Below are 12,615 nucleotides of genomic sequence, written 5' to 3' on the forward strand. Positions count from 1 at the left end.
CGTCCCGAAATTGCGCTTGTTGCCGCTTATTCGGCGCTTTAGGATCGTGGGATGCGCAAACGAGCCTTCCCCATTTTTTTCACGATCGCCACGGTTACCTCGAGCCACGCGTTGGCCCTGACTCAGCCTGATGGGACGACGATTCCCGTTGGAAATGGCTTGCAGGACATGTTCAACGGTCGTGGCGAAAACATCAACGCGTTGACGGATGCAGCGACGACGCCCGAAACGTTCATCCCTTCGTGCGGCCTTACATTCACCGTTTTGCAGCGCAACGCGGGATATCAAAATTCGTTCGGCTGGTACAACGTGACGGGTCAGCCGCCGACGCAGGCGGATCTGCACGAATTTTTGCTGTGCACCGACGGTGTCGGCACGACGAAGGTGCTCGACATCAAAAATGATCCCAATTACCTGGGCGGTGAAATCGGGTTCTTCGAGGGCGTAGGTAACTGCGCGTCACCGGGCAATTACATCAATATCTTCTACAGCCAAAAGGCATACAACCCGGACGGCAACCAGCAAAATCCATTCGTCCACCTGCTCATTTACAACAGCACGGCGACGCCCAATGCGTTTTACTTCGGCTGGGAAGATTTGCTTTCGGGCGGCGACAACGATTTCGACGACCTGACGACGTTCGTCACGGGTATCACGTGTGCGGGCGGTGGAGGGCCTTGCAATACGGGGAATTCGGGTATTTGCGCTGATGGCACGATGCAATGCCAAAGCGGGGTGCTTTCGTGCGTGCAATCGAATCAGCCAGCGGCCGAAAAATGCGACGGGCTCGACAACGATTGCAATGCAGTCGTCGACGATGGCGATTTGTGCGAGGCCGGAAAAGTGTGCGACAAGGGGACTTGCGTACCGAAATGCAATGGCGGCGAATTCGTCTGCGGTCAGGGCGAAGTATGCAATGCCAATGGCCTGTGCGTCGACATCAAGTGCGCAGCCGTCACGTGCGAATCGGGACAAAAGTGCAAAGAAGGCAATTGCGTGGGCCCGTGTGACGGGGTCGTTTGTCCGCACGGACAGGTTTGTCGCGTCGGAGTTTGCGTCGATCCGTGCGCTGCCATTACGTGCGATTCGGGACAGGTCTGCGTCAATGGCGTGTGCACCGACGATTGCAATTGCGTGAAATGCGCAGCCGGCAATACCTGCCAACCCGATGGCCGTTGCTTGAACGATGCGTGCATCGGCATATCTTGCAATGCGGGCGAATATTGCGATGCGAATGGCGCTTGCCAAGACGCGTGCACCGGGGCTGTTTGTCCGGAAGGACAAATTTGCATGATGGGACAATGCATCGACGATCCCAATCCAGGTTCGGGCGGTAGCGGCCAAGGAGGCAATTTCGTCGGCGCTGGCGGAAACTTCGTGGGCGCCGGAGGCATGGAAATGACGGGCGGTATGGGCGGATTGGGAGGAATGGGCGGCATGGGAGGCGTCGGCGCCAATGCAGCAACGGGTGGAAACGGCGTTGGATCAGGGAGCACGTGCGGATGTCACGTCATTGGCGACGAACAATCCGGCAAAACTGGGTTTTTGGTGTTGCTTGCAAGCGCAGCGGCGCTCGCTCACGGCAGGCGCCGTCGGCGATGATTTCAGAGGAACGCTTGCTTGATTGACATTGCAAGCGGTGAACCGTCCCAGCCCGAAGGTGCGATTGCCAAAACAGATCGCACCTTCGCCCGCGCTTCGGGCAGATCGGAAAGCGACAAACCTTCGAGTTTCGCCGCCATTTCAGCAGGGAGCCCCTCGGGCGCGGGGTCGCCGTGAGGCATGACCAGAAGGGCGAGCGCGAGCCGTGCCAGGAGCTGCTCATTGCCGGACAAACTCGGAAGCTTGCTGCGCAGGGTCATCGTCGTGCGTCGAAGCTCGGCCCGGAACAAGCCTTCGCGGGCCGTATGGCCATGACCAACCAATGCGGCGACCGCCGCGAGCGTCGACGCAATATCGCCTCCAAAAAGGCCGTCGGCTTTTTGATGGAGCAAGAGCGCTCGCAACCCAGCATCGTCGTTCGTGAAAGAAAGCGACCCTGCGGAGCTCGAGGCGGGTTTTGCTGCGGATGGAGGTGACGGCGCCGCCATGCGCATGGGCGCCGGCGGAGCTGGGGGTGGCGCACCCATGGCCGGCGGCGGCGGTGGGCCAAAGCCTGCCATTGGAGGTGGCGCACCATAAGCTGGGGCTGGTGGAGGCGGCGGGCCAATTTGCGGTGCACTCGGCATCGGCGGCGGGCCAAATCCAGGAGGCGTTGGGCCAAACCCGGGCGGAGCGGGCGGCGGGCCAAATCCAGGAGGAGGCGGGCCAAATCCAGGAGGAGGCGGGCCAAATCCAGGAGGAGGCGGGCCAAATCCACCGGGTGCAGGCGGCGGGGCACCCAATGCCATCATGGGCGGAGGCGGCGGGGGCCCACCGAATCGCACGGGTGCGGCTCCGATCGGCGGAGGCGGACCATATCCACCCGCTCGCGCGGCGGATGCAACCGGCGCAGACCTCATGTTGTGCGGTTGCGGCAATACCACGGGCACGTGCCCTTCAATCGGAGCTTGCCGCTGTTCGGAATCGACCGCCACGAGCGCCACTTTGCGATTGACCACGCCAAACGCCGTGCCAAGCCCTTCGAGCGTGTCGTCGTCGGCGGGATCGAATCGATACGTGAGACGCCGATTGCGAAGGAGCGCCCATGCCGTAGCGGCTCCTTCCGCGCGCGCATTCGCAGGGACCGACAATTCCACCGCCACGCGTTGATCTTCCCCTTCGGCTTTTTGCCCCACGAGCACGAGCTTGTCGCCTGGGCTGAGCGGCCCTCGGAATGAAAATAGAACCGGCTCGGCGGCAAACAAATCAATGGGGCCGGGAGGCTCGAGCATTTTGGGTGCTTTTCGTTCACCATCACGTTCGACGAGCACTCGAATGCCCGTCCACAAGGGCGCCGTGATTGCGTTCTTCAATCGCACGAGCGCTTTTTCGAGGTCCTCGTTCGTCGCGACGGGCGTATACGTGCCCCCACCCAGCTCGGCAAGCTCCGCGAGCATCGAATGATTGACGGCGTCACCAATGCCGAGCACGTGCACGCGCGTGTCGAATAGTTTGTCCGTGGCGTGACGCAATACGCCGCATGCGTACGCCACGTCTCCGTCGGTCATGAATACGACGACGCGCAAGCGATACGTTTGGTCACGCGGCGGGAGCTTTTCAATGGCGACCGGCACGCCCGGCGACAATTCCGGCTTCAAGGCTGCCTGCAGGGCCATTTGCGCTTCGGTGCCGCCGCGAGCGGTGATGCGCGAAATGAAGGCGTCTGCCGCGGAGAGCGTCGCATCGTCGAAAGGCACGGTGGCAAACGCGAGCGCCTCGAGCTGATTGTCGAATGCAATGACGTTGAACCGATCGTCAGGACCGAGCGACCGCAATGCACCGCGAACGGCACGAATGGCCGACGCCATGGGAGCACCTTGCATCGAGCCCGAGCGATCGACCAAAAACACCACATTGCGCGCAATCGTGACGCCTTCGTCGGCGAACGCTGGAGGTACGATGGCAACGGTCGTCGTCGGACCATTGTCGTCCGGGCCATTCGCCGCATCGTGACAAATCCATATCGCGGGTTTGTCTCCGCGAGGTCTGTCGGCAATTTCAATTTGCAGGTCACGGTCGAGCGCCGCGTCGCGCAATTCGATGACCGTTTCGCGTTCGCCCGGCTTGGTGGACACTTTATGCGAAACACATCGAATCGAGGGCGTTTTGCCATCGGGATGGGCAATGTGGACGGCGGCGGTCGCTCGGGCCGCGAGCGTCAATGGACGAGGCCTGTTCAATGCGGCTTTTTCGGTTTCATTGAGCTCGCTGCCGGCTTCGACGTACCGGGGCATGTACGTGAGCGGCACGATGAGCCGGTGGCCATCGGAAATGGGCAAGAGCATTTGGTCGACCGTGAGCGACACTTCGACGTCTTCCCCATGCTCGATGGGCGCAATACGCAAGCGCGCCAAGTCTTCGCCTTCGGATTCGCCAAGGGCGGCGGATGCTCCTGCTTCGAGTGCCCTTTGGTATTCGGCTTGCGCTCGCTCGCGACGGCGAACTTTGCCCGTCATGCTGCGACCACCGATTTTCACGACGAGGCTGCGGAGAGCCGCCATCGGGGGCAGCGGAAAGACCAAATCGCCTTCGATCGTGCGCCCGAGGTCGTTATGAAAGGTGATGACGAGGTTTGTCGTCGCAAGCGGTCCGTCGATACGAACGTCGGCGGAGACGCTTCGGACTGCAAGGAAGGTGTCGGTGTCGAGGTCCGACAGGTTGACGGCCTTGTTGCTTGGCGGTTGAGGCTTCTTGTTCGAGCTTTTTCTTTCGCGCACGGAGGGTTTGCCCCAGGCGAATGGGCGAGGGTTTGTCCAAACCGACGCATCCGCCTCGATGTGCAAGAAAATGCCTCCAATTTCGATCGTGTCACCCGGGGCGAGGGCGAGAACATCCTGGATGCGCGTGGTGTTGACGTACGTGCCGTTCGTCGTGCCACGGTCCGCGATGGTGAACTGTCCACCGGCAAACGTGAGCAAAGCGTGCTGTCGCGAGGCGCCGTTCGAAGCAACCAGGACTTGGCAGGTTTTTCCACGCCCGATGACGACCGTTTGCGTCGATGTTGAAAACGACATCCGCGTTGGCTGGCCTTGAGCGTCATCGACGACGACCGTGAACATCGACATGGACACCTTCCTCTGTAGATAGGCATTTCAAAATTGAGCGTGCGCGTCAAGCCGGGGCCCTCGAAAAGGTGCCGATCGCTTTGGAATACGTGGTTTAACTAACATTTAGAGGTGGGCGGCTACGAGCTTATATCGGCGCGGTAGGGTGCGAGCACTTCGCGGAAGTTGTCGGTCCAAGGCACTGGGCGGTGCGTCGTCGGATCGACACGCACGATCGTTCGAGTTCCCGACGCGTAATCGGTGTCTTCGTCGGTGGGCAGCACGCGGAAGCCGAAGGTGAGGCTCGTTCGGCCGAGTTTGGCGATCCAAACGCGCACGCGGACGTCGCACACGCCGATCACCGGCCGCAGGTACTCCACCGTGTTGGCGCGTACCAGGTGGAATTGGTCGGGATTTTTCTGTGCATCGAGCACGCCGCCCCAGCCGATGTGTTTCCAAAACGAACCAATGGTGCGCTCGATGAGGAGCAAGTAGCGGGCGTTGTGCAGGATTTGAAACGCATCGAGGTCGTCGAAATAGACGCCCATCCATGTTTCGTGAAACCGTGACATGATGCGCGAATCTAGCACCATTCGGGAAGACCGCGACGTGTGTTGACGAACGATTCGCGTCTGGCTCGAGCGAGTACGTGGGGCGAGTCGCACCGGCGCGTTCGGTTGAGAAATGTGTCGCAACGGCACGGTGACCATTCGCGTACGTCGAGTAAAACGCAGGTGGTCAGCTCACCGCACATCGACGTTACACGTTACAGTGAGTGTGCACGCGAAAGCGTGCATCCCGATTATCGAAATATCGCTGAACTGCTCGTCGAATGACCAAAATTTAATGAAAATTTTATTGAACATCCAGGACGATTTCGGGTAGGGTTGTCGTCGGGCGTGGCTCCGACTGCGAGCCTGCACGAAGCGTAATCGATCGCACGTTCGTGCGACAAATAGATCCTTGGTGAATCACTTGATCGCCCAGGACGATCCTGTATATTGTAGGAACGGGGGCGTGGTGCCCAACTGCAAAAGTGCACCGCGCCACGGGCTTCTGTTACGCATGTTCGGGGAAAACGAGCATGCATCACATCCTCGGGGAAGATGAAGTACATGCGGACACATTCGACATCCAAGCGGCTCAACACGTTTGCCGCTGTAGCAATGCTCCTTGCGGTACCGTTGACGGCAGCCGCGCAGGAGTCAACCGACGCCCCGAAGTTGGCGCTCCAACGATTTCACCCATCGCAGGCCGGCGATCGGTTATTTGGGGTACAGTCGCCTTACGTTGCGGGTCACGTAACGGCACACGCGGTGCTCATGTTCGACTACGCACACAATCCGCTCGTGGTCCGGACGGCGGACGGCGAGTCGCTTGGGTCGATTGTCGACAATCAGATGTTTGCGCACGTGAATGCGTCGTTTGCGCTTTGGAATCGATTGCAGGTCAACGTGAATCTGCCATTGGCGCTCGTGCAGACCGGGGAAAATCCGGCGGTGGATGGGCGGACGTTCGCGTCGCCGTCGGGTTTTGCGCTGGGTGATGTGCGTCTTGGGGCGCGTCTACGGATCATCGGGAACTATTACGATGCCTTCCAGCTTGGAATTGGAGGCTATATGTGGGTTCCGAGCGGCGGGGGGAATTTCGTGACCGATGGCGTGGTGCGTGGATTGCCGCAGCTCATCATCGGCGGTCGTATCGGCAGATCGATGTACACGGCAGCGGTGGGTCCCGAGCTTCGACCGGCGCAAAACCTTTATGGTGCCGTCGATCAAGGCGCGATGATCAGTGGTGGCCTTGGGTACGCGATGTTTTTCGGCGAAGAGGAAAACATCCAGATCGGCGCGGAAGGTTCGTTTTCGACGGTTCTCAGCGGGCCGACGGCGTACAACACGAACGCGGAATTGCTTTTCAGTGGGCGCTTCCGTTTCGCAAAAGTGCTCGAAGCGGGCATTGGGGCAGGTCCTGGGTTGACTGGAGGTGTTGGGACGCCGGACGTGCGAGTCGTGGCGCTGTTCGGGTATTCGCCGCCGGTGGAGAAGGACGTCGATACGGACGGCGATGGCATTTTCGACAAGCAGGATGCCTGTCGGCTCGAGCCGGGGCCATCGAATGCGGACAAGTCGAAGCATGGTTGTCCGCCGCCGCCGGACAAGGACAAGGACGGCATCATCGACGCGAAGGACGCGTGTATCGACGTGCCTGGCGTGCCGAGCGACATCGAGCACAAGAATGGCTGTCCGCCCGACAAGGACGGTGACGGTATCATCGACAGCAAGGATGCTTGTGTCGACGTGCCCGGCGTGGCGAACGATGATGCGAAGAAGAATGGTTGTCCGCCGGATAAGGATGGCGACGGCATCATTGACGCGAAGGACGCGTGTGTGGACGTGCCTGGCGTGACGAACGACGATCCGGCGAAGAATGGTTGTCCGCCGGATAGGGATGGCGATGGCGTGGCCGACAAGGACGACGCATGTGCGGACATTCCGGGCGTCAAGACGCAGGATCCGGCGACGAACGGTTGTCCGGGCGATACGGATGGCGATGGGATTCGCGACGACAAGGATGCGTGTCCGCAAGAGAAGGGCGCGGCCGACAAGGATCCGAAGCAAAATGGTTGTCCCAAGGTCGTTCGTGTGACGGAGACCGAGATCTTCATTTTGCAGCAGGTCCAATTCGACACGGCGAAGTCGACCATCAAGAAGGTCAGTGACGCACTGCTCGACGAGGTGGCTGGCGTGCTGAAGGATCATCCGGAGATTACGAAGATCGAGGTCCAAGGGCATACCGACGATCGCGGCGGCAAGAAGCTCAATGAGAAGCTTTCGGACGACCGGGCGAAGGCGGTCATGGCGGCGCTCGTCAAGCGCGGCATCGACGCCAGCCGGCTCACGGCGAAGGGTTATGGTCAGGACGTGCCGATTGGCGACAACAAGACGGCCGAAGGTCGCCAGAAGAACCGGCGCGTGCAGTTCGTGATTCTGGAGAAGAAACCGAAGACGGCGCCGAAGCGCTGAGCTTATTGCCACGGGGAGCGTGATGCCTGCCGCGGGCATTGCGCTCCTCGTTTGGCATGACAAGCGAATACGAAGAACCGACATCAACGTGTCGAATAGCACGAGGTAATATGATGAAAAGAAAATGGCTTATGAGAACCGCATTGGTCGCGGTGTTGTCGACCATTGCGGTTGGAAGCGCAGAGGCCGCGCAGACGCTGCGCGTGCAGGTCGATCAGAAGGGTGATTTCGTTCTGATTGGCAATGCGCTGGGGCATGAATGCGACGGGGGCACTCCGGCGCCGGTCGTAGGCACCGCGAATTGCGGCGGGAGCTCGAACAATGGCGACTCCGCGCCGGACATTTTCTGGCGTGCGGACGCCCCTGGGGCAGGCCAGGCGCAAGCGAACACCGGCATTACGGTCGCGCAAGCACGTAGCTCGGCCGTTCTGGCGATTCCCCCTGGAGCGACGGTGTCACACGCGTTTCTTTATTGGGGCGCCAATGCCGCCGGTGGTGACGATACCATCACGCTCGATCGGCAGGGTGGATTCACCCAAACCGTCACCGCCGATCAGATGTATACGAGCGGCAACAATTCGTACCAGGGTGTTGCAGACATCACGTCCATCGTGCAGGCGAACGGTTCGGGAGCATACCGCGTTTCCGGTGTGAACGCGACCAACATTGTCAATCTCAACAATAGCAACAACTACGCTGGCTGGTGGATGGTCGTCTTCTACGAGCTGGCTACGGATCCACCGCGAAACCTCGCGCTCTTCGACGGGCTCGACCCGGTGAGCAACAACAATGCGCAGAACATCAACCTTTCGGGCTTCTTGGTGCCGCCCGTTTTTGCCAATGCGAAACTCGGCATCGTGGCCTTCGAGGGAGACAATACGCTGACGGGCGATTCGTTCTCGTTCGGTCCCGCTCCAGCGCTCACGAATGGACTCAACCCGGCGACGAACTTCTTCAATGCGACGCGCAGCTTTTTGGGCGTGGGTGATCACAGGGCGGGCGATCTGCCGGAGCTCTTGGGAACACCGCAAAGCAATTCGGGCATCGACATGGACGTCGTCGATGTGACGAACAAGCTCATGGCGGGACAAACGTCGGTGCCGATTTCCGCGACGAGCACGGGCGACGTCTATTATCTCGCCGGGTTCGTCACGTCCATTCCCACGTTCAAGCCGGACTTCAGCACGTCCGAAAAAACGGCTGTGGATCTGAATGGCGGCGCGCTCCTGCCCGGGGATATCATCGAATACACGGTCGTTGCGACGAACACCGGAAACGACACCGCCGTGAACACGATCATGAACGACCCGCTGCCCATGGGCGTGACGTACCTACCGGGAAGCATTGGCATCACGGCTGGCGCAAACGTTGGCGGCAAAACGGACATGACGGCCGACGACCAATGCGAATACGTAATGGCGACGAATACCGTCACCTGTCGTATCGGCGTGGGCGCAGACGCGGCGCAGGGCGGAACGATGCTCGTCGGCGAATCGACGACGATCACGTTCCAGGTCACGGTCAACGCCGATGCATCGGGCATCATTTACAACCAGGCGCTCATCACGGCAAGCGGTCTCTTGGGCGCTCCGGCCGAAGATACGCCAACCGACGGCAATGGTCCCACGGGCGGTCAGCCGCCGACGCCCGTTCTCATCGACGCTTGCGAGACGGATGCGCAATGTATGGCGCCGACGCCGTATTGCAATACGACGCCCGATCCGAACGTGTGCGTCGAATGCATCGAAAATTCGCATTGTCCGGCCAATCTGCCGACATGTGATCTGGGGACGAACACGTGCATTTGCGTGCCTTCGGGCCCCGAAATTTGCGACGGCGTCGACAACGATTGCAATGGCATGGTCGACGAGGGATTCAACATCGGCATGCCGTGTACGTCCGGCGTTGGCGAATGCGCCGTCATGGGTGCGATCACCTGTCTTACGACGACGATTTCTTCGTGCGATGCGGAGCCCTTGCCGCCGTCGGCTGAAATCTGCGATGGCCTCGACAATGACTGCGACGGCGTGAACGACAATGACAACCCCGGCGGGGGTATGTCGTGCATGACCGGGTTCCCCGGCATCTGCAGCGAAGGCTTGACCAATTGCACGGCCGGCATGGTCACGTGCGTTGCGAACGTCATGCCCGGCCAGCAGATGGAGACCTGCGACACGCTCGACGAAGATTGCGATGGCGTCGCGGACAATGGCTTCAATGTCGGCATGTCGTGCACCGTGGGCGTCGGCGCGTGCGCCAATTCGGGCGTCATCATTTGCACGGACCCGAATAACTCGATGTGCGATGCGCTGGCCAACCCGCCGGGCGAAGAAATATGCGGCGACGCGATCGACAACGATTGCGACGGCACGACCGACGAAGGGTGCCTCGATAGCGACAACGACGGTATTCCCGACGAGGTCGAAATACAAGTGGGCACCGATCCGATGGATGCCGATAGTGACGACGACGGCGTTCCCGACGGGCAAGAACCGGATTGGGATCAAGACACCGACGGCGACGGCCTCATCAATGCGCTCGATTCCGACAGCGACAACGATGGTCTCTTCGATGGCACCGAAATGGGCCTCGATTGCTCGAATCCGGGTACCGACACGAGTGCAAATCAATGCATTCCGGACGCGGACATGGGCAATTCGACGACCGACCCGCTCGATCCCGACACCGACAATGGCGGCGTTTCGGATGGATCGGAAGACGTCAACAAGAATGGCACCATCGACGAGGGCGAGCGCGATCCCAACGATCCGACGGACGACAATACCATTACGGACACCGATGGTGACGGCCTGAGCGACGACTTCGAAAATCAAATCGGCTCCGATCCGAACGATGCCGATAGCGATGACGACGGCGTTCCCGATGGCCAAGAGGCAAACCCTGCGGCTGATAGCGACGGCGACGGCCTCATCAACGTCCTCGATGTCGATAGCGACAACGATGGTCTCTTCGATGGCACCGAAATGGGCTTCGATTGCTCGAACCCCGATACCGATACGTCGCAAAATACCTGCATCCCCGATGGGGACATGGGCACGACGCAAACGTCACCGATCGACCCCGATACGGACAATGGCGGCATTTCGGACGGTTCCGAGGACTTCGACAAGGATGGCGTCGTCGATCCGGGCGAGGGCGATCCCAACGATCCGTCCGACGACACGACCATCATCGATACCGACGGCGATGGCCTGAGCGACGACTTCGAAAATCAAATCGGCTCCGATCCAAACGATGCCGATAGCGACGACGATGGCGTCATCGATGGCCTGGAAGCCAATCCTGCCGAGGATACCGACGGTGATGGCACCATCAACGTGCTCGATCCCGACAGCGACGGTGACGGTATTCTCGACGGCACCGAAATGGGCTTCGATTGCTCGAATCAGGCAACGAATCCCGCAGCAAACAACTGCGTTCCGGATGCCGACATGGGCACGACGACCACGTCGCCGGTCAATCCCGACACGGATTTCGGTGGCGTGCCCGATGGCGTCGAGGACTTCAACAAGAATGGTACCATCGATCCAGGCGAGGGCGATCCGAACGATCCGTCCGACGACGGGAACATCAAGGATAGCGACGGCGACGGCCTGCCCGACGACTACGAAACGAGTATCGGATCGGATCCGAACGACGCCGATAGCGACGACGATGGCGTTCCCGACGGTCAGGAAATCAATCCTGCCGAGGACACGGACGGTGACGGCCTCATCAACGTGCTCGATGCCGATAGCGACAACGATGGTCTTTGGGACGGCACGGAAATGGGCTTCGATTGCTCGAATGCCGATACCGATACGACGAAGAACCGCTGCATTCCCGATGCAGACGATGGCTCCACGACAACGGATCCGCTCGATCGCGATACCGACGACGGCGGCATTTCGGACGGCGCGGAGGACTTCGACAAAGACGGCACCGTCGACCCTGGCGAGGGCGATCCCAACGATCCGTCGGACGACACGACCATCGTCGATACGGACGGCGACGGCCTGAGCGACGACTTCGAGAATCAAATCGGCTCGGATCCGAACGATGCCGATACCGACGACGACGGCGTCATCGATGGCCAAGAAGCCAACCCTGCCGAGGATTCGGACGGTGATGGCCTCATCAACGTGCTCGATCCCGACAGCGACAATGACGGGCTCTTCGACGGCACCGAAATGGGCTTCGATTGCTCCAATGGCGCAACGAATGCGGAAAAGGGCAATTGCATCCCGGACGCCGACATGGGCTCGACGAAGACCTCGCCGCTCGATCCGGACACCGACAAAGGCGGCGTCCCCGACGGCATCGAGGACTTCAACAAGAACGGCACTATCGATCCAGGTGAGGGCGATCCCAACAATCCCGCCGACGACAAGACCTGCACGACCGATGCCGATTGCGGTGATCCCAGGAGCGGCAAGGTGTGCGACGACAAGTTCAATGCTTGCGTCCCCGGTTGTCGCGGCACGAACGGCAATGGCTGCCCGGCAGACCAAATCTGCTCGTCCACCACGGATGCCATTGGTACGTGCGGCGCTGAGCCTACCGGCATTCTCATCACCGGCGGTTGCGTATGCACCACCGGAACGAGCAATAGCAGCAATGACTCGCCCGTCGGCTTCGGCATTGCCATTGCCGCGGCGTGCGCGGTCATGGCTCGACGCCAGAAGCGCCGCTAGGCGCATGTAAGCAGGCGATAGCGTCTGCTCGAATCGAAAGCGCCGTGGTTTTTCCAAGCCACGGCGCTTTTTTATGACCAGCCCCGAATGATTGTCGCGTAAATCGCGTTTTGGCAACACTCATGCGTCGCGTAACGCTCTCGCGCGACAAGCAGCACGGTCCACTGAGCGCCACATGTAATTTACAATACGTCAACTAACCCTTCACGCCGG

Annotated in this window: 5 protein-coding genes; 3 read left to right on the plus strand and 2 right to left on the minus strand. The window is 60.3% G+C overall.

What is annotated here, in order from left to right; genetic code table 11:
• Positions 1 to 51 precede the first annotated feature (51 nt).
• Complete coding sequence (locus IPM54_22755) at positions 52 to 1,602, plus strand: DUF4114 domain-containing protein (GenBank protein ID MBK9262611.1); 1,551 nt, start codon at positions 52 to 54, stop codon at positions 1,600 to 1,602.
• Positions 1,603 to 1,604: 2 nt separating this feature from the next.
• Here IPM54_22755 and IPM54_22760 read toward each other — a convergent pair whose 3' ends face one another.
• Together IPM54_22760 and IPM54_22765 are read right to left on the minus strand one after the other, a co-directional pair.
• Positions 1,605 to 4,706, minus strand: coding sequence for an FHA domain-containing protein (locus tag IPM54_22760; protein MBK9262612.1), 3,102 nt, complete (start codon positions 4,704 to 4,706; stop codon positions 1,605 to 1,607).
• A 119-nt stretch (positions 4,707 to 4,825) separates the two neighbouring features.
• Positions 4,826 to 5,257, minus strand: a complete 432-nt coding sequence (locus IPM54_22765) for an acyl-CoA thioesterase (GenBank protein ID MBK9262613.1) — start codon at positions 5,255 to 5,257, stop codon at positions 4,826 to 4,828.
• 594 nt (positions 5,258 to 5,851) lie between these two features.
• Between IPM54_22765 and IPM54_22770 the strand changes: the two genes are divergently transcribed.
• The gene (locus IPM54_22770; GenBank protein MBK9262614.1) at positions 5,852 to 7,708 is read left to right on the plus strand and encodes an OmpA family protein; all 1,857 of its coding nucleotides are present in this window, start codon (positions 5,852 to 5,854) and stop codon (positions 7,706 to 7,708) included.
• A 110-nt stretch (positions 7,709 to 7,818) separates the two neighbouring features.
• Entirely contained in the window at positions 7,819 to 12,402 is a 4,584-nt protein-coding gene (locus IPM54_22775; GenBank protein ID MBK9262615.1) for a DUF11 domain-containing protein, read from the plus strand.
• Positions 12,403 to 12,615: the final 213 nt, after the last annotated feature.

This window comes from Polyangiaceae bacterium (assembly GCA_016715885.1).
Lineage (GTDB): Bacteria > Myxococcota_A > Polyangia > Polyangiales > Polyangiaceae > Polyangium.

What these genes read in the sequence shown, in the direction of transcription:
- IPM54_22755 (MBK9262611.1), top strand. Translation starts at nt 52, where the DNA reads ATGCGCAAACGAGCCTTCCCCATTTTTTTCACGATCGCCACGGTTACC.
- IPM54_22760 (MBK9262612.1), bottom strand. Translation starts at nt 4,706, where the DNA reads ATGTCGATGTTCACGGTCGTCGTCGATGACGCTCAAGGCCAGCCAACG.
- IPM54_22765 (MBK9262613.1), bottom strand. Translation starts at nt 5,257, where the DNA reads ATGTCACGGTTTCACGAAACATGGATGGGCGTCTATTTCGACGACCTC.
- IPM54_22770 (MBK9262614.1), top strand. Translation starts at nt 5,852, where the DNA reads ATGCTCCTTGCGGTACCGTTGACGGCAGCCGCGCAGGAGTCAACCGAC.
- IPM54_22775 (MBK9262615.1), top strand. Translation starts at nt 7,819, where the DNA reads ATGATGAAAAGAAAATGGCTTATGAGAACCGCATTGGTCGCGGTGTTG.